Source organism: Rhodococcus sp. OS5, from assembly GCF_056837585.1.
This window is the reverse complement of record NZ_JBWWRK010000002.1, coordinates 483,134-500,726: the sequence shown is the minus strand read 5'-3', so window position 1 is coordinate 500,726 and position 17,593 is coordinate 483,134. Positions and strand designations below refer to the sequence as shown.

General features: G+C 63.1%; 19 protein-coding genes and 3 pseudogenes. 12 read left to right on the top strand and 10 right to left on the bottom strand.

Going from position 1 to position 17,593, the window contains the following annotated elements:
• Positions 1 to 277: 277 nt before the first annotated feature.
• Positions 278 to 754, bottom strand: coding sequence for a hypothetical protein (locus ACVZUB_RS32455; protein WP_076949118.1), 477 nt, complete (start codon positions 752 to 754; stop codon positions 278 to 280).
• A 121-nt stretch (positions 755 to 875) separates the two neighbouring features.
• Between ACVZUB_RS32455 and ACVZUB_RS32450 the strand changes: the two genes are divergently transcribed.
• Together ACVZUB_RS32450 and ACVZUB_RS32445 are read left to right on the top strand one after the other, a co-directional pair.
• Positions 876 to 998, top strand: coding sequence for a hypothetical protein (locus tag ACVZUB_RS32450; protein ID WP_256718328.1), 123 nt, complete (start codon positions 876 to 878; stop codon positions 996 to 998).
• 157 nt (positions 999 to 1,155) lie between these two features.
• Positions 1,156 to 1,290: a hypothetical protein gene (locus tag ACVZUB_RS32445; protein WP_256718329.1), complete on the top strand. Its 135-nt coding sequence runs from the start codon at positions 1,156 to 1,158 to the stop codon at positions 1,288 to 1,290.
• Positions 1,291 to 1,308: 18 nt separating this feature from the next.
• Here ACVZUB_RS32445 and ACVZUB_RS32440 read toward each other — a convergent pair whose 3' ends face one another.
• The 4 genes and pseudogenes from ACVZUB_RS32440 to ACVZUB_RS32425 form a co-directional block, all read right to left on the bottom strand.
• Entirely contained in the window at positions 1,309 to 1,512 is a 204-nt protein-coding gene (locus ACVZUB_RS32440) for a helix-turn-helix domain-containing protein (protein WP_308252621.1), read from the bottom strand.
• A 6-nt stretch (positions 1,513 to 1,518) separates the two neighbouring features.
• Positions 1,519 to 1,871, bottom strand: a pseudogene (locus ACVZUB_RS32435) (recombinase family protein); the annotation flags it as partial.
• Positions 1,868 to 2,191, bottom strand: a complete 324-nt coding sequence (locus ACVZUB_RS32430; RefSeq protein ID WP_076949119.1) for a hypothetical protein — start codon at positions 2,189 to 2,191, stop codon at positions 1,868 to 1,870. The pseudogene ACVZUB_RS32435 and the gene ACVZUB_RS32430, both read right to left, overlap by 4 nt.
• Before the next feature lie 287 nt (positions 2,192 to 2,478).
• The gene (locus tag ACVZUB_RS32425) at positions 2,479 to 2,619 is read right to left on the bottom strand and encodes a hypothetical protein (protein WP_179090822.1); all 141 of its coding nucleotides are present in this window, start codon (positions 2,617 to 2,619) and stop codon (positions 2,479 to 2,481) included.
• A gap of 397 nt (positions 2,620 to 3,016) precedes the next feature.
• On the opposite strand from ACVZUB_RS32425, the gene ACVZUB_RS32420 reads away from it, so the two are divergent.
• From ACVZUB_RS32420 to ACVZUB_RS32410, 3 genes are all read left to right on the top strand, one after another.
• The gene (locus ACVZUB_RS32420) at positions 3,017 to 3,556 is read left to right on the top strand and encodes a DUF488 domain-containing protein (RefSeq protein WP_076949120.1); all 540 of its coding nucleotides are present in this window, start codon (positions 3,017 to 3,019) and stop codon (positions 3,554 to 3,556) included.
• Between the two features lie 352 nt (positions 3,557 to 3,908).
• The gene (locus tag ACVZUB_RS32415; protein WP_076949121.1) at positions 3,909 to 4,568 is read left to right on the top strand and encodes a carbonic anhydrase; all 660 of its coding nucleotides are present in this window, start codon (positions 3,909 to 3,911) and stop codon (positions 4,566 to 4,568) included.
• A 144-nt stretch (positions 4,569 to 4,712) separates the two neighbouring features.
• On the top strand, positions 4,713 to 5,300 hold the full coding sequence (locus ACVZUB_RS32410; protein ID WP_076949122.1) for a uracil-DNA glycosylase family protein: 588 nt from the start codon (positions 4,713 to 4,715) through the stop codon (positions 5,298 to 5,300).
• Between the two features lie 383 nt (positions 5,301 to 5,683).
• Here ACVZUB_RS32410 and ACVZUB_RS32405 read toward each other — a convergent pair whose 3' ends face one another.
• A complete protein-coding gene (locus ACVZUB_RS32405; protein ID WP_076949123.1) occupies positions 5,684 to 6,001 on the bottom strand; it encodes an MGMT family protein in 318 nt (105 codons plus the stop codon).
• Positions 5,994 to 9,536, bottom strand: a complete 3,543-nt coding sequence (gene metH / locus ACVZUB_RS32400; RefSeq protein ID WP_482628635.1) for a methionine synthase — start codon at positions 9,534 to 9,536, stop codon at positions 5,994 to 5,996. The genes ACVZUB_RS32405 and metH overlap by 8 nt, the downstream gene beginning before the upstream one ends.
• Positions 9,537 to 9,971: 435 nt before the next feature.
• On the opposite strand from metH, the gene ACVZUB_RS32395 reads away from it, so the two are divergent.
• From ACVZUB_RS32395 to ACVZUB_RS32380, 4 genes are all read left to right on the top strand, one after another.
• Entirely contained in the window at positions 9,972 to 10,208 is a 237-nt protein-coding gene (locus tag ACVZUB_RS32395; protein WP_076949377.1) for a hypothetical protein, read from the top strand.
• A gap of 174 nt (positions 10,209 to 10,382) precedes the next feature.
• Positions 10,383 to 10,832: an RrF2 family transcriptional regulator gene (locus tag ACVZUB_RS32390; protein ID WP_076949376.1), complete on the top strand. Its 450-nt coding sequence runs from the start codon at positions 10,383 to 10,385 to the stop codon at positions 10,830 to 10,832.
• Positions 10,833 to 10,864: 32 nt separating this feature from the next.
• A complete protein-coding gene (locus tag ACVZUB_RS32385; protein ID WP_076949375.1) occupies positions 10,865 to 12,058 on the top strand; it encodes a globin domain-containing protein in 1,194 nt (397 codons plus the stop codon).
• Between the two features lie 11 nt (positions 12,059 to 12,069).
• Positions 12,070 to 12,267: a hypothetical protein gene (locus tag ACVZUB_RS32380; RefSeq protein WP_076949374.1), complete on the top strand. Its 198-nt coding sequence runs from the start codon at positions 12,070 to 12,072 to the stop codon at positions 12,265 to 12,267.
• 38 nt (positions 12,268 to 12,305) lie between these two features.
• Here ACVZUB_RS32380 and ACVZUB_RS32375 read toward each other — a convergent pair whose 3' ends face one another.
• Positions 12,306 to 12,686: a VOC family protein gene (locus ACVZUB_RS32375; RefSeq protein ID WP_054828530.1), complete on the bottom strand. Its 381-nt coding sequence runs from the start codon at positions 12,684 to 12,686 to the stop codon at positions 12,306 to 12,308.
• A gap of 24 nt (positions 12,687 to 12,710) precedes the next feature.
• A pseudogene (locus ACVZUB_RS32370) lies at positions 12,711 to 14,035 on the bottom strand (ISL3-like element ISPfr2 family transposase).
• 176 nt (positions 14,036 to 14,211) lie between these two features.
• Here ACVZUB_RS32370 and ACVZUB_RS32365 point away from each other — a divergent pair.
• On the top strand, positions 14,212 to 14,376 hold the full coding sequence (locus ACVZUB_RS32365; protein ID WP_482628634.1) for a hypothetical protein: 165 nt from the start codon (positions 14,212 to 14,214) through the stop codon (positions 14,374 to 14,376).
• A 291-nt stretch (positions 14,377 to 14,667) separates the two neighbouring features.
• On the opposite strand, the gene ACVZUB_RS32360 is transcribed toward ACVZUB_RS32365, so the two are convergent.
• Positions 14,668 to 14,979 carry a putative quinol monooxygenase gene (locus ACVZUB_RS32360; protein WP_003941073.1) on the bottom strand — a complete coding sequence of 104 codons (312 nt, stop codon included), beginning with the start codon at positions 14,977 to 14,979 and terminating at the stop codon, positions 14,668 to 14,670.
• A 108-nt stretch (positions 14,980 to 15,087) separates the two neighbouring features.
• Here ACVZUB_RS32360 and ACVZUB_RS32355 point away from each other — a divergent pair, with 108 nt between their 5' ends.
• Both ACVZUB_RS32355 and ACVZUB_RS32350 read left to right on the top strand, forming a co-directional pair.
• On the top strand, positions 15,088 to 16,029 hold the full coding sequence (locus tag ACVZUB_RS32355) for a GlxA family transcriptional regulator (RefSeq protein ID WP_003941078.1): 942 nt from the start codon (positions 15,088 to 15,090) through the stop codon (positions 16,027 to 16,029).
• A 205-nt stretch (positions 16,030 to 16,234) separates the two neighbouring features.
• Positions 16,235 to 17,523: pseudogene (locus ACVZUB_RS32350) on the top strand (ISL3 family transposase).
• The last annotated feature ends 70 nt before the right edge of the window (positions 17,524 to 17,593 follow it).

Below are 17,593 nucleotides of genomic sequence, written 5' to 3'. Positions count from 1 at the left end.
TGTTGCTGCACAGCAGTTGCAGAGGTCTATTGGTAACCCTGCATATCAGAACTCGCCGTATTGCTTCACGCTCACGCCGGCGTACGGGCGGGGTGCAGCCCTCTCTCAGCGTGCAGAAACTATCCCAACCCGAGATGGGGCCTTCGAATCCGTAAGTGCAGACAATAGACGATCGCAGCTGTCGCTGTCGTGGGCAATTAGCCACCTGCCCCACCCGACACCCACGTCCGTGTCGGTCACCGGGCGGGGTGGGGCGGAGTGATCAGGGTGTGGGCGGCTACGAGCTGCCGAACAGGTTCCCCATCTCCACGCTGCCGAAGAACCCGCCGCCGGGAGGCGGGGTCGTGACCAGGGTGACCGGCTCGCCGTCACCGAGATTGAATGCGTCGACGGGCGGGGTGTCGGGGGTCATTGTGCGGAAGGTGTCAGAGTCGCTGCAGCCGGCGACGACGAGGTAGTCGCCGTCGGGCAGCGTCGTGGTGTACGTCGCCGAACCTCCAACGACCGGCACGAACTGCGGCTCGATGATGACGACAGTGGCGGGGTCGTCGGTAACGCGGACCGCGCAGCTCAAACTGATCCCGTCCGAGGCGACACCGGCGAATTGGACAGTGATCACGTTGCCGTTGGCGGTCACCTCGGCGTTGCCTGCGAAAACGACGGCTCCAGCCAGGGCGGGGTTGGCAATCAGAGCAAGAGCGGTCGCGCCGGATACGGCAGCGGCGGCAGCCAGGCGGCGTGCGGGGAAATTCATCAGGGGCTCCTTGCTATGGGTGATCAGGACTGATCGGTTTGATGCTGTCACGGTAGTAGTGTCCACGCGTGTCTTTGCCATAAACCCACTCCCGCGACGAACCGAATCGAGGTGCTCGCCGATGACACCAGAAGGGCGGGAGCATGCCGTCGATGCTCGCTACCGGGTGGTCACGGCGGCAAAAGAATTCGTTCTACGGATGGCTTTCGAGTACTGCATAAACTGGAGCGCGGTTGCGCGGTGACAGCGCGAAAGATGCTGCGGCGCAGTATATGCAGGGGTTAGAGTGACATAATTGTTATCGGCGCAAGTTTCGTTATCGATAAGGCGTAGCCGGCACATTCACCGGCTGCGTTCAACCCACCGCCTGAACGAGGTTCGGGCTACTCACCCGGCTCGACGTGGACCCCACACGGACCGTATTCGTCGACGACGCACAGATCGCCGTCGACGGCGCGGCCGCTGTCAGAATGACGACAGTCCTGCATCACGACACCCGCTCCACCATCGCCCAGCTCGATACCCTGCTCACTTGATTGTCGACACCGATCGAGCTATTGAGCAGCCGTCAGGAGTGCACGGCTGCCGGAGGATCGGCCGACTCCGAGAGCCTTGGCGATGGCGTCGAGGCTCTTCCCTTGTTCGCGGAGGGTGCGGGCGAGTTCGGTGCGCTCGGGTGTCATGACGGTGGGCCGACCGCCGTGTCGGCCTTGCCGGCGGGCGGTTTCGAGGCCGGCGTGGGTGCGTTCGACGATCATGCGGCGTTCCATTTGAGCGAGGGCTGCCATGATGTGGAAAAGAATTCGCCGCCTGCGGTGGTGGTGTCGAATCCTTCTGTGAGGGAACGGAATGCGATGCCGCGTTCGCCGAGGTTGTGGACGGTGTCGATGACGTGGCGGACGGATCGTCCGAGGCGGTCGAGTTTCCAGACGACGAGGACATCGCCGTCGTGGTCACGTAGGTAGTTCAGGCATTCGGTGAGCTGGGGGCGCTGCGTTTTGGAGCCGGATTCGTAGTCGGTGAAGATGCGGATCGCGCCGGCTTGGCGGAGTACATGTTCTTGCAGTTCGGGGTTTTGTTCGAGGGTGGAGACGCGGGCGCATCCGACGATGCTCACAGTCTCGGTCCTTCTGGTCGGCTGCTGTGTTGTGGGATGGTGCGGCTGTTCATGAGTTGCTGGTCGACCTCGGGGCTCCAGTGGGTGTGGAGCTTGGTGGTGTCGAGGTCGGCTAGTTCTCGCTCCGGAGCATCCGGCTTCGGCGTTGGCCGGATCTCGGTCGACTGTGGTTCATGTTGTGGTGCTTCGGGTTTGATCTGACTTGCCCAGGTGCAGGTCTGTTCGGGCATGGTGTCGTAGTGCTCGATCATGGACTGCCAGTGCTCGGGGAAAACCATGGCGTTCTCGCGGGGTGCGGTGGCGATGGAGTCCGTGGGCACTTCGGTGACGGGTTTTATCGCGGGCCGTAGGACGTCGGCGAGGATGGTGCCGCCATCGATGTAGGCGAAGTTGCGGGCGGCTTGGACGGCGTCGACGCTGAGTTCGCGCCATTCGATGGCCCATCCGACATCGCGGGCAGTCGCCGGGGTCCGGGTAGATGCACATCTGCGTGTCGTCTGTCGTTGCAGGGCAGTCTGTCGTTGCAGGGCAGGAGGTTTGGCCGCAGTCGCAGTTCGTCTCGTTGCTCACCGTTTTTCCTTTGCTCGAGGTTGGTGGGTGGTTGTCGTTACTCGGCGTTGACGCACTGTGCGGCGTCGTTGTGCATGCGAGGGCAGGAGTAGTCACCGCACCCGCAAGTCAGTCCGGCGTAGTGGATGGTTGCCGCGCTGTAGTCGTCGCCCTCGGTGTAGTCGTAGTCGTCGCTCATCGGTGACCTTTCGTTCGCGGCTGGGGACTAATCCCGTGCCCCGCCAATTTTTTTGCCCTTCTGGCATAGGAGAGTTGTACCGGCATGAGGTGGCCGGAGCGCAACTGGTGAGCGGAAGAGTTTTTCTGCGAGCTTGCGAGTTCGGGTTGAAAAAGTCTTTCGAGCCGAAGGCCGGAGCGAAGCGGAGTCAGCGGTTGCGCGCAGGTCACCGCCGGTCAAGATCGGAAGGCCAGAAGGGAAAACAAATAGAACGCTTTTCCAGAACGGAGCGAAGCGGAGTTCTCTTCGGGGGACACCGAAGGTGGCCCGCCGCCGGGCAGGCGTCGGGCATCGACGACCGCATGTTTCGGTTCGGTACGTCGTCTCCGCGAGGGTGGATGCGACGTAGCGTGGCGTCATGTCAGCTATCACGATTTACACTGTCGGGCACTCGACGCACCCGATCGACGAGTTCGTCGATCTCTTGGAGACGTACGGGATCAGGAAGTTGATCGACGTCCGTACCATCGCCAAGTCCCGGCACAATCCGCAGTTCGGTGAGGCTGCTTTGGCGGCGAGCGTGCGCGCGCGCAAGATCACGTACCGCCGTATGACGGCATTGGGCGGTTTACGTCATGTACGCAAAGACAGCGTCAACGGCGCCTGGCGAAACGCGTCATTCCAGGGTTACGCGGACTACATGCAGACGGATGAGTTCGCCGACGCGATCGACCTGCTCGTGAAGCGAGGCCACAACAGCGATGCAGCAATCATGTGCGCGGAAGCTGTGCCGTGGCGATGCCATCGCTCGATGATCGGTGATGCGCTCGTGGTGCGCGGTGTCCTCGTCCTCGACATCATGACCAAGAAGTCGGCACCTCCGCATACGCTCACCTCGTTCGCGCGCGTTGACGGGTCGCGTGTGAGTTACCCGGCCTCGTCGGAGACGTCGCCTTGAGCGTACTGGGCTGAGTGGGCGCGGTGACGAAGTGAGCCGACGAGTTTCCGCAGACACGGAAACCCAACTACCCGACGGCATGATCCATTGTTGGTGATCGCGCGCTCGATCCGGCCACGTCCCCGCGCAGTCACGAACATATGCGGTCATTCGCTCTCACAGCGACCGTTGGTACAGGAGGTTCGTTGTCGACTCTCGCCGTGAGGTCGACGAGGTACTGCAGTCGATCACGGAGTACAGATACGTGTATCGAACGGACGCGTTCGTGCTTACCTTCTGGTCGTACCTCACCACTTGTGGATTAGTGCAACCCTGTCAGCAATGCGGAAGACGTCGTGTGCACAATGAATGAATGCCACGTTCAAGCCCCCTTTCCGCTTGGAAGTCTCTTCGCGAAGGTAACGAGCGATTCGTCAACGACGCGTCCATTCACCCGAGCCAGGGAATCATCGACCGCGCGAAACTGGTCAACGAACAGCATCCCACCGCGGTCCTGTTCGGTTGCGGTGATTCGCGCGTAGCCGCCGAGATCATCTTCGATCAGGGTCTCGGCGACATGTTCGTCGTCCGCACCGCAGGTCACGTGCTCGACGATTCGGTGCTCGGTTCGATCGAATACGCCATAGACGTGCTCGACGTGCCACTCATCGTCGTCCTCGGCCACGACAGTTGCGGCGCAGTGAAAGCCACTCTCGATGCCTTGGACAAGAACACGGTGCCCGACGGTTTCATTCGTAGTGTGATCGAACGCGTCGCCCCCTCGATCCTGATGGGCCGTCGCGAGGGATTGTCCACGGTCGACGAACTCGAAGGTCGTCATGTGGTGGAAACAGGGTCGTTGATCATGCAGAGGTCGCGGATCATCGCGGAAAAAGTGGACAAAGGCGCCTGCGCGATCGTCGGCGTCACCTACACATTGTCCGACGGGTATATGCGTCTTCGAGGCACGGTTGGAGACATAGGAGAAACCGTGCCAAATACTGGGGGACTCGACGCCCCCGCTGCCCGCTGACTGAGGGACCTGTCAGCCGGCCTACCGACGCGACTGCGAGCCTTCCAACTAGATTTCGGTGATTTCCCGGTACGCCGACGACCTTGAACGCATCTGATAACGAGGTCACTTCAATGCTTGCCTCGACCCCGGAGATGAGGGAATATGCCGGAACCATTGGCTGAGTTGCTCAGGGACATCCGACGATGCACGCTCTGCGCGGACCACCTGCCGTGCGGACCGCGTCCCGTGCTGCAAGCAGGCTCATCGGCTCGGCTGCGTGTGATCGGCCAGGCGCCCGGCCGCAAAGTCCATACGACAGGCGTTCCCTGGGACGATCCTTCAGGTGACCGTCTGCGCACGTGGCTCGGTCTGACGCCCACAGAGTTCTACGACCCGGACAAGGTAGCCGTCATGTCGATGGGCTTTTGCTATCCAGGCAAAGCCAGGTCGGGCGATAAACCACCGAGATCCGAATGCGCATCTCATTGGCATGAGGCACTGAACGATCGTTTGCTCGACGTCCGACTCACGGTGTTGGTCGGTCAGTATGCGCAGGCACATTATCTACGTGGTCGGCGCAAGCCGACGCTGACCGAGACCGTGAAAGCAGCGAAGGATTACCTGCCGTTGGGGTATCTTCCCCTCCCACATCCTTCTCCGCGCAACCAGCCGTGGCTTGCCAAGAACCTGTGGTTCGAGAAGGACGTGTTGCCGATCGTCCAGACCGCAATTCGCTCGCTCGCCCTGTGAGAGATCTTTTTCCTTCACGTAGAGGTTCAGCGCGAAGCGCGAAGCGCGAACACATCTGTGTTCGTCAGTGATCAATTGACCGTCTACATCACCGAACCAATACCGGACGGACCTCTCGGACGCTGAGCTCACCCCGTTCACACGCCGCGCCGGCGCTACACGCTCTCGCGCCTTACACACTGCCCCCGGATGTGTCGCCAACTGCCATTTCACTGAGAGCATGCCGAGGCCGCGCAGCGAGGGGCCGTGTCTCATCCGACATACCAGATTTAAGACATGGTCCCGGGGAGCAGATACCAGGGTGAAGAAGACTTATTCACATGGTGGACATGGCATTCATCAAAGGTGATTGCAGGACGGTTCTCGCCATCACGTCCGGTGGATCATCCATCCCACAGCGCGTGTACGAGGTCGACCCGTCCGCCACGCATGAGCGTCCCTTCGCCGCGCAGTAGGACGAGAGCACTATTGCCGTGACAGGTAGCGGGAGTGCCGTTGGCGTAGACCACGCGATGCCAATGTGTTTCGTCCGCCCAACGGGTCATGACCTGCCCGACTTGGCGAGGATGCGCGTCGACGGTGTCAGCGATCAGTCCGTATGTCATCACTCGTCCTGCAGGGATACGGTCGATGATGTCGAGGACGCGGCGAGCGAACGGCGAGGGGCCGTCTTCGAATATTTCGGTCGACAGCTCAGACATTGAAATACTTTGCTTCCGGGTGGTGCAGGACAAAAGCGTCCGTGGACTGCTCGGGATGCAGCTGCAGCTCCTCGGACAATTCGACGCCGATTCGTTCGGGTTCGAGCAACGCCACCAACTTGGCTCGATCCTCGAGATCCGGGCACGCGCCGTATCCGAACGAATAACGAGCGCCGCGGTACTCGAGATCGAAGTAGCCGGCAACCTCGGTGGGATCCTGCTCCGCGACGGTGTGACCCTCGGGAAGCACTAGCTCTTCACGGACGCGTCGATGCCAGTACTCGGCCAGAGACTCCGTGAGCTGGACACCGATTCCGTGAACCTCGAGGTAATCGCGGTACGAGTTCGACGCGAACAACTCGTTGGCGAAGTCCGCGATCGGCTGACCCATCGTCACCAACTGGAACGGGAGTACGTCGACCTGCCCGGTGGCCTCGGCGTCCTTGCGCGAGCGAACGAAGTCCGCGATGCACAGGAAGCGGTCGCGGTGCTGGCGCGGGTAGGTGAATCGGAACCTTTCGGGTGCATCCGGTTTCGGCTCGGTGAGCACGATGACGTCGTCGCCCTCCGAGATCGCCGGGAAGTACCCGTACACGACCGCGGCATGCGCGAGGATGCCCTCGGACGTCAGCCGATCGAGCCAGTACCGAAGTCGCGGACGGCCTTCCGACTCGACCAGTTCCTCGTACGTCGGACCGTCGCCCTTGCGCTGACCGCGAAGGCCCCACTGGCCGAGGAAAAGAGCGCGCTCGTCGAGCAGCCCCGAGTACTCGGACAGCGAGATTCCCTTGACGATGCGCGAGCCCCAGAAGGGAGGTGTCGGCACCGCGATGTCGGTTGCGACATCGGAACGCTCCGGCAGGACCACGGGAACCGCTGCAGCCTTACGCTTTTCGGCGATGCGCTTGGAACGCTCGTGACGTGCCTTACGCTCGGCAGCCTTCTCGCGAGCAGCGATGGCCTCCGGGCTGTCCGGCGCCGGGCCGCCACCACGCTTGGTCGTCATGATCTGGTCCATCAAGTTCAGACCCTCGAAGGCGTCGCGGGCATAGCTGACGTCGCCCTCGTACACCTCCTGCAAGTCGTTCTCGACGTAGGAGCGCGTGAGCGCCGCACCACCGAGCAGAACCGGGAACTTCTCGGCGACTCCGCGTGCGTTGAGTTCCTGGAGGTTTTCCTTCATCACGACAGTGGACTTCACGAGCAGTCCGGACATGCCGATCACGTCGGCTTTCTTGTCCAACGCGACGTCGAGGATGGTCGCGATCGGCTGCTTGATACCGATGTTGACGACCTCGTAGCCGTTGTTGCTCAAGATGATGTCGACCAGGTTCTTGCCGATGTCGTGAACGTCGCCCTTGACGGTCGCGATCACGATGCGCCCCTTGCCGTCCTCGTCGCTCGCCTCCATGTGCGGTTCGAGGAATGCCACGGCAGCCTTCATGACCTCGGCCGACTGCAACACGAACGGCAACTGCATCTGTCCGGAGCCGAACAGCTCGCCGACGGTCTTCATGCCCGAGAGCAAGGTCTCGTTGATGATGGCCAGCGGAGGCTTGATCGTCATCGCCTCGGTGAGGTCGTCGTCAAGGCCGTTGCGCTCGCCGTCGACGATGCGGCGTTCGAGCCGGTCGAACAACGGAAGTCCCGCCAGTTCCTGCGCACGGGACTCGCGCGCCGACGCAGCCGAGACACCCTCGAACAGAGCCATCAGCTTCTGCAGCGGGTCGTACCCCTCGCTACGACGGTCATAGACCAGGTCGAGTGCGGTTTCACGCTGCTCGTCAGGAATTCGGGCCATCGGCAGAATCTTGGACGCATGAACGATCGCCGTGTCCAGACCTGCCTCGGTGCACTCGTGCAGGAACACCGAGTTGAGGACCTGACGAGCTGCCGGGTTCAAACCGAACGAGATGTTCGAGATACCCAGGGTGAAGTGCAGTTCCGGGTACGCAGCCTTGAGCTGACGGATCGCTTCGATGGTCTCGATGCCGTCGCGTCGCACCTCTTCCTGACCGGTCGAGATGGGGAAGGTCAAGGCGTCGACGATGATGTCGGACTCGGCGAGTCCCCAGTTTCCCTTGATGTCCTCGATCAGACGCTTGGCGATGGCGACCTTCGTCTCGGCGGTGCGAGCCTGGCCCTCTTCGTCGATGGTCAGGGCGACGACCGCCGCGCCGTGCTCCTTGACCAGAGTCATGATCTTGTGGAAACGCGATTCGGGGCCGGCGCCGTCTTCGTAGTTGACGGAGTTGACGGCGCAGCGGCCACCGAGGTGCTCGAGGCCGGCCTGCAGCACGGCAGGCTCGGTGGAGTCGAGCATGATCGGCAGCGTCGAGGACGTCGCCAGGCGGCTGGCAAGTTCCGACATGTCGGCGGCACCGTCGCGGCCCACGTAGTCGACGTTGAGGTCGAGCATGTGTGCGCCGTCGCGGGTCTGGTCCTTGGCGATGTCCAGGCACTTCTGGTAGTCCGCGGAGAGCATCGCCTCGCGGAAAGCCTTGGAGCCGTTGGAGTTCGTGCGTTCGCCGATCATCAGGATGCTGGCGTCCTGCTCGAACGGCACCGCCGAGTACAGCGAAGAGGTGCTCGGCTCGTGGATCGGCGTGCGCTGGGCCTTCTCGACCTGACGAACCGCGTCGGCGACCGCGCTGATGTGCTCGGGCGTCGTACCGCAGCAGCCACCGACGAGGCCGAGTCCGAACTCGGAGACGAAACCACTGAGGGCTTCGGCCAATTCGTCGGCAGTCAGCGGATACTCGGCACCCTTGGGGCCGAGCTGCGGCAGGCCGGCATTGGGCATGACCGACACCGGCAGCGTGGAGTACTTGGACAGATGACGGAGATGTTCACTCATCTCGGCCGGCCCGGTGGCACAGTTCAGACCGATCATGTCGATACCGAGTGGCTCGAGTGCCGTCAGCGCCGCACCGATCTCACTGCCCAGGAGCATCGTTCCGGTTGTCTCGACCGTCACGTGCGTGATGATCGGCAACCGCAGTCCGAGTTGCTCCATCGCACGCTGGCTGCCGAGGATTGCAGCTTTCACCTGAAGCAGGTCCTGGCAGGTTTCGACGAGGATGGCGTCGGCGCCACCGTCGATCATGCCGAGCGCAGCTTCGGTGTACGCGTCACGCAGGACTGCGTACGGTGCGTGTCCCAGGCTGGGGAGCTTGGTTCCCGGTCCCATCGAGCCGAGTACGAATCGGGCCATGCCGTCGCGGCCTGGTCCCATCTCGTCCGCTACTTCACGGGCGAGAGCAGTGCCTTTTTCCGCGAGTTCGCGGATCCGGTGAGAGATGTCGTAGTCGGCGAGGTTGGGCAGGTTGCAACCGAAGGTGTTGGTCTCGACGGCATCGGCACCAGCGGCGAAGTACGCACGGTGGATGTCTTTGAGCACGTCGGGACGGGTGTCGTTGAGGATCTCATTGCACCCCTCGATGACTCCTCCGCGACCTTCCGAGGAGAAGCCCGGTAATACAAGTGCCACAAAATCTTCGGCAGAAAGATCGTGGCAGACAGAACCGCACACCATGGAGCCGAAGCCTCCACGTGCGATCTCGGGCGTGACCGTTGGCGAGTCGCTCGACGCAAAAAATATACGACGGACTTCGGCGGCGGACCGATTCCAGATCAAGTCCACCGTCGCTACCCCCGTTGACAGTTGCCGTTCGGTGCGATGTACGGTGAGCGAACCGCCGGTAGCTTGAGGTTAGCGATAATCCGAATCGTACTGCTACGGTGAGCTACTTGAAAGTTGTTCGTTCTTCATGAGGTCGGGGCCGAATGGAGCTCCATCTGTAATGAAACTATGTAGCACAGTGCATTTCCGGAACGAAAGTCCCTGTACATCATTTGTTCGTCGTTGCGTTCGACGCATCGATCGGCCTCACCGAGATCCGACCGACGCTTGCGGGATCATTGCAGCACCGTTCCGCGTTGCCGGTATCAGCATCAAAGCGGTGGCACCATGACGAACAGGTGTCGGCGCGAAGCGGCATTACTCGCCGTGTTTCTGGCCCAATTCGAACCCGTAGCCGAGGGACAGAAACCGACCGTCACTCGCCTCACCGCACGTGAGATCGACCAGTGGCGAGAGGACTACGCGCAAGCGCTGCAATGGTCAGCTGCAACGAGTTTCAGCGCAAACGACGTCGCCGCCATCAAGGAAATGCGTCGACGGTACGGTTTCACCTCCGCCCTCTGAGCGTGCGCTACGGGCCGATGTGCCCGGTTCGATCTTTCGTCGACAAACCAATTTTGCACGATCGGTGCCGCTTCACAGCGTTCTCGACCATGTCGACGTGATGCGTTGAGGCTTCGGTTGAGATCCCCCTCACATAAATAGTCATCTCAGATACGAATTATGTAGGTTCGGGTCATGCAACTGACGCAGTTCACCGATCTGGGATTGCGCGTCGTCATGCGGTTGGCCGTACTCGACGCCGATGCTTCTCCCAGTACGCGGGTAATTGCGGAGCAGCTCAACGTGTCGTATTCCCATGCCACCAAGGTGGTTACACGGCTCGGTGAGCTCGGCATCGTGACAACCAGGCGCGGCCGCGGCGGTGGGCTTTCCATCACCGAACTCGGCCGCACCGCCACCATCGGCTGGCTGGCCCGACGCCTCGAAGGCCCGGGTGAAGTCGTCGACTGCGAAGGCGACAAGCCGTGCCCACTGCGCGCCGGTTGCCTCCTTCGAAGTGCATTACGCGACGCTCAGGAAGCGTTCTTCGTTTCACTCGACGCGGTCACGATCGAAGACGTCATCCGGCAGCCGTCCAAAACTGTTCTGCTTCGCCTCACCACCCGGAGCGACGAAGCAAGCTGATCAACGTCAATTTCGACCGAACGGAGCAGCTCATGCTTTCCCCACAGTCAACCGAGGTCATTCGCGCCACCCTTCCCGTGGTCGACGCCGCCATCGGCGATATCACAACCCTGTTCTACCGCACGATGTTCGACGCACATCCTGAACTCGAACGCGATTTGTTCAATCGCGGCAATCAGAAGCAGGGCGAACAGCAGAAAGCTCTCGCCGGCGCCATCGCAGCATTCGCGACGCTTCAGCTCGAGCCGGACAGCGCCAAGGTCGATCTCATCCTTTCTCGTATCGCTCACAAGCATGCGTCGCTGGGAATCACCCCCGACCAGTACGCAATCGTGCACGAACACCTCTTTGCCGCAATCGTCGAAATACTCGGCGATGCAGTCACTCCCGACGTCGCAGCAGCCTGGGACGAGGTCTACTGGCTGATGGCCGAAACATTGATCACGATGGAGCGAGGCCTCTATCAGCTCGTCGGAGTCGAGGCCGGTGACGTCTGGCGGATGGTGCGAATCACCGAACGGGTATTGCAGTCCGCCGACACCGTGTCCCTGACACTCACCTCGCTCGACGGCAGCGTTCTCCCCACCTTTGCTCCCGGACAGTACCTTTCGGTCGGGGTTACGCTGCCCGACGGCGCTCGCCAGATCCGTCAGTACAGCTTGTGTTCGATACCGAGCAGCGCAGACTGGCGGATCAGCGTCAAGCGAATTTCGGGCACGCCCGACGGCGAAGTGTCGAACTTCCTCTACAACAACGCGTTCGAAGGTTCCGAGCTGTCGGTCACCACACCTTTCGGTGATCTGATGATGCCGGACGACGACTCACCGCTCCTGCTCGCGTCGGCCGGAATCGGTTGCACACCGATGATCGGCATGCTCAATCATCTTGCAGACACCGGCGCTGACCGTTCGGTATCTGTCATTCATGCTGATCGATCCATCGCCGATCATGCTCACCGAGCAGAACTCAGCACGCTCGTCGAGAAGATTCCCGCCGCAACCTTGCATCGTTGGTACGAGGATCTCGGCACGCACGTACCGTTCGGATCGGTACACGAAGGACGGGCTGATCTGCGCGATATCACTGTCGAACCGGATACCCAGGCGTTCCTCTGTGGGCCGATGCCGTTCATGTTGGCGATGCGCGCATCGTTGCTCGAAAGGGACGTCCCGGCGCAGAATATCCACTACGAAGTCTTCGGACCGGACAGCTGGGCCAATACCTGAGCGGAGCCGACATGACGGAAGAGCAACCGGTGGAGACGCTTTCGCGATGGTCCGACTCGGGAGCGACGTGGCGGGTTCTACGGCGCACCTCCACATCGATTACGGTGTCACTACGACGCTGCGACGGGGGCGAGGAAGTAGAGCGCCTGACGTCATCCGATCCCGACCTCCTGGAGTGGATCGGTAACCGCTCCACCAGCGAGGACTGACGTGCCCGACGCACCGCTACCTGCGGTCGACGGGCACGTTATCCGTGGAATCGTTGTGCGATCAGCTCTCGGGGTAGTTGCTCGGGGCCCGGGTAGGCGACGATAACGCGGATACCGTCAGGATCGCAGCCGTCGACGAAGGTCACTCCACCGACTGCTTGGGTGAAGGTGGAGGCATCATATGCACGTAGACGCTCACTGATCCGCGTAAGTTCCTCTTCTGTATCAGCGGACCACATGACGTAGTGGACGCCGATGTTGCTCATGTTGCGCCGGGATGCGCCCTTTTGCACATACATGTAGATCTGAAAATCATCCGGTGTCAGAAGAAGTACCGCATCGGGTTCACGCAAGGCGACACGGCAAGAAAACACGTCGCAGTAGTAACTCACCGACCGATCCAAGTTGGCTACTTGCATCACCGACGAGGCAACTTTGGCGGCTCATCCCAATCGGGGGTGTAGGAGTTGGGGTCTGAAGCCGCCGGTCTCGAGCAGGCTTCGGGCGATGTAGTTGGTCAGGTTGCGGAACCCGAGTGCGGAGCCGCGCAGGTGTTCGAGCCGTCCGTTGAGCGCCTCGGTCGGCCCGTTGCTGGTGCCGGGTCGTTCGAAGTAGGCGAGCACGTCAGCGGCTCGCTTCTTCAGGGTCCGGCCCAGGGTGGTGAGCTCGGTGAGCACCTTGGGGACGCCGGCGCTGAGGTCGGTGATCAGCTTCTCCATGAGCTCGCGGCCACGTTGCCGGTCCTCGTGGCGATAGGCGGCGATCATGCGCTGGTAGACACCCCAGGTCGCCTCGACCTCGACGTGAGCGTCATCAACGAACAGCGCGCGTAGCCTGTCGCTCTGCTTGTCGGTGAGCAGGTCCGCGCCGGTGTGCAGCGTGCGCCGCGACTTGTAGAGCGGGTCGTCCCTGAACCCACGGTGCCCGTGGATCGCGAGTTGGACCCGGCGCCGGCACCTGTCGAGGGCGTCACCGGCCAGGCGCACGACGTGGAAGGGATCCATCACCGTGACCGCGTCCGGGATCTCCTCTGCAGCGGCGGTCTTGAACCCGGTGAAGCCGTCCATCGCGACCACCTCGACCGCGTCACGGAAGGCGTCGTCGCGGTCGGCGAGCCAGGTCTTGAACGCCGCCTTCGACCGGCCCTCGACCATGTCCAGCAGCCTTGCTGGGCCGGCGCCATCGCGGACCGGGGTGAGGTCGATGATCACGGTGACGTACTTGTCGCCACGCCTGGTGTGGCGCCAGACGTGCTCATCGACGCCAATGACCTTCACGCCCTCAAACCGCGTGGGGTCGTTGATCAGCAGCCGCTTGCCTTCAGCCAGGACCGCGTTGTTGGCGGTGTCCCACGCGAACCCGAGTCCCTCGGCGACATGGGCGACGGTGAGGTGTGCGACCACGATCCCTTCCAGCGCCCGCAGCCCGGTGCGCGAGAGCTTCGCGCGTGGCTCCGCCGCGGCGCTGGTGTCTTGGCGCCACACGTGTCCGCAGTCGGCACAGCGGTAGCGGCGCACTACAACTTCCAGCACGGTCGGTCGCCAGCCCAGCGGCTCGTGGGCCAACCGCCGGATCACGGTGTCACGAGCAGCGCCTTCGCTGCCGCACCGTCGGCACCACTGATCTGGTTCCACCACGCGGCACGCGAGGACCGCACGATCCGGTTCAAGTCGTGTTGTCCGGTCACGCTCAGACCGAGGCCGTCGAGTCGAGCGAAGGCGGTCAGGTCAGGGCGGCCGAAGCCGGCCGGCGGGGTAGCGTCGGACACGTCGAGGTCTTTCGGATGGATGGCGTAGGAACCTCCGTCGTCGGGAGACCTCGACGTCTATCTGCGGACCGACGCGCCCGGCCGACCTACACCGTCATCTGAGAAGACCCCTGAAACGTCTTCGACGACGACGGGACCGGCGAGGAGGAGGGCGCGGTGAGCTAAAGGAATGGAGCTTGCTCGGCTTCGACGCCGCCGCAAGCTCCGGTGAAACGGTCGGTACTGGTCGGTCGTCGTCGGTCACCACCGGATGGCGGCGTCCCCCACGCTCGGCGTTTGCGCAGTTCAGCGGCTCGTTCGCCCAGTGGGCGCATCAAGCGATAGACGCAAAGCCGACGTGATTAGGTCGTCGGTTCGATTCCGACAGGCGGCTCCGGCGAACAGCCCCTGACCTGCGGAAACGCAGGGCAGGGGCGGTTCGGTTCTGGTGGTCGCGCGATGCGCTGGCCTCACGGCTCTGCCCGACACCGACGTCGCTCTCCTCTGCGACGGACCCCTCGCCGGCTGAGCGCTCGCGGCCGGCATCCTGTCCGTGTGCCGATAGGCCTCGTACCGCTCGGCAACGCAGCGTGGCGTTGCGTCGCGACCTGGCGACGGCTCGGCGGGGCGCGATCGTCTCGTGCGTTGGCGGACTACGGGAGCTTGGACGCGAGGACGTCGGCCGCCAGGATCTCGGGTGCTGCGCCGAGGAGGTGCTGGTTGGCCATCAGGGCTGCGACGATGGCGCCGTTGGCGTGGGCGTCGCGAGCGGCCTCGTCGGGGAATGCATCGAAGATCCAGAAGGTGTCGGCGTGGGTCCTGACCGCGAACCAGACAATCGTTCCTACTTCTTCGTTGGCGAGCGCGACAGCGCCGGCGAGCAGATCGGCGAGCGCGTCGTGCTGTCCATCGGCCGCGACGATCTTGGCGACGAAGGCATACGGAAGTGATGCGGGTGTGGACATGAGGGGCTCTCCTAGGTGTCGAGGTTTCTTGGTGAAGCGAGTTCAGCGTATGACGAGCAAGGGCATGTGAGAAGTGGCGTATACGGCAGTATTGCTATTGTTCGCGCCATGCGTATCGGACTGATCGCGATCGACGGCTGCTTCGGTTCGGCTGTCGCGTCGGTCATCGACATCGTGCGGGTGGCCGACGGAGCCCGCGGCGATGTCGACCCGCGGATCGACCCGATCGAACTCGCCATCCTCGGACCGAAACGGAGAGTGACCACGACGGCATCGATGACCCTGTCGGTGGACCACCCGCTGTCGGAGTCCGCAGAGTTCGACGTGGTCGTCGTCCCTGCGCTTGGAACCCTCACGGCCGCCGCTACCAACGACGCCCTCCAGAGCCGAGATGCTCGTTCGGTCATCGCCTCGCTCGGGCGCCTCGACGACGCGACCACCCGGATCGCCGCGGCGTGCACCGGCGTGTTCGCTGTCGCCGAGACCGGACGGATGCATCATCGGCGGGCGACGACCAGCTGGTTCCTGGGGCCGGAGTTCCTGAAGCGCTATCCGACCGTCGCCCTCGATCTCGACACCATGGTCGTGGTCGACGGGAACCTCGTCACCGCCGGCGCCGCGTTCGCCCACATCGACCTCGCGCTCTCACTCGTGCGATCGATCAGCCCCGACCTGGCCCAACATGTCGCCAAGCTCCTCATCATCGACGAGCGTCCGTCGCAGGCGGCCTTCGTCGCCTACGAACATCTCCGGCACGAGGACCCGATCGTCGTCGAGTTCGAACGCTTCGTGCGCGCCCGCCTGGACGAACCGTTCAACGTCGCCTTCGTCGCGCAGTCGCTCGGCACCAGCCGGCGCACCCTCGAACGACGAGTCCGTGCGGCGCTCAACCTCACTCCGCTCGGCTTCGTCCAACGGCTTCGCATCGAACGAGCTCGGCACCTCTCAGCAACCACGGACCTCACCTCCGCCGAGATCGCGCTACGGGTCGGCTACGCGAACGCCGAGACTCTGCGCTCCCTCCTGCGTAGGGAGCGACGCCGTTCCTGACCTATCGCCATGCCTGTAGCCGGTGTCCTAGTGCTCGACTGGAACCACCTCTCAGCACGTCGCGTCGACGCTCCTGCGTCGCCCCTGGACGACCCACTCGACACGCCCGCAGCACAGGCCATGTGACGTGTCCCGGCTTCCCGGACGGTCGGGGTTGGGTGGCTGTGATGTCGCTGCGTTCTCGTCGAGGGGGTCAGCAGACTCGATCAGGGTCGATTGGGATGAGACGCGAAGGCGGTCAGGTCAGGGCGTGACCGGACAACACGACTTGAACCGGATCGTGCGGTCCTCGCGTGCCGCGTGGTGGAACCAGATCAGTGGTGCCGACGGTGCGGCAGCGAAGGCGCTGCTCGTGACACCGTGATCCGGCGGTTGGCCCACGAGCCGCTGGGCTGGCGACCGACCGTGCTGGAAGTTGTAGTGCGCCGCTACCGCTGTGCCGACTGCGGACACGTGTGGCGCCAAGACACCAGCGCCGCGGCGGAGCCACGCGCGAAGCTCTCGCGCACCGGGCTGCGGGCGCTGGAAGGGATCGTGGTCGCACACCTCACCGTCGCCCATGTCGCCGAGGGACTCGGGTTCGCGTGGGACACCGCCAACAACGCGGTCCTGGCTGAAGGCAAGCGGCTGCTGATCAACGACCCCACGCGGTTTGAGGGCGTGAAGGTCATTGGCGTCGATGAGCACGTCTGGCGCCACACCAGGCGTGGCGACAAGTACGTCACCGTGATCATCGACCTCACCCCGGTCCGCGATGGCGCCGGCCCAGCAAGGCTGCTGGACATGGTCGAGGGCCGGTCGAAGGCGGCGTTCAAGACCTGGCTCGCCGACCGCGACGACGCCTTCCGTGACGCGGTCGAGGTGGTCGCGATGGACGGCTTCACCGGGTTCAAGACCGCCGCTGCAGAGGAGATCCCGGACGCGGTCACGGTGATGGATCCCTTCCACGTCGTGCGCCTGGCCGGTGACGCCCTCGACAGGTGCCGGCGCCGGGTCCAACTCGCGATCCACGGGCACCGTGGGTTCAGGGACGACCCGCTCTACAAGTCGCGGCGCACGCTGCACACCGGCGCGGACCTGCTCACCGACAAGCAGAGCGACAGGCTACGCGCGCTGTTCGTTGATGACGCTCACGTCGAGGTCGAGGCGACCTGGGGTGTCTACCAGCGCATGATCGCCGCCTATCGCCACGAGGACCGGCAACGTGGCCGCGAGCTCATGGAGAAGCTGATCACCGACCTCAGCGCCGGCGTCCCCAAGGTGCTCACCGAGCTCACCACCCTGGGCCGGACCCTGAAGAAGCGAGCCGCTGACGTGCTCGCCTACTTCGAACGACCCGGCACCAGCAACGGGCCGACCGAGGCGCTCAACGGACGGCTCGAACACCTGCGCGGCTCCGCACTCGGGTTCCGCAACCTGACCAACTACATCGCCCGAAGCCTGCTCGAGACCGGCGGCTTCAGACCCCAACTCCTACACCCCCGATTGGGATGAGCCGGTTAAGCGGCGGTGGCGCCTTCGCTCTGGTTTTCGGGTTACGTGCGAGTGTGTCTGACACGAGTCG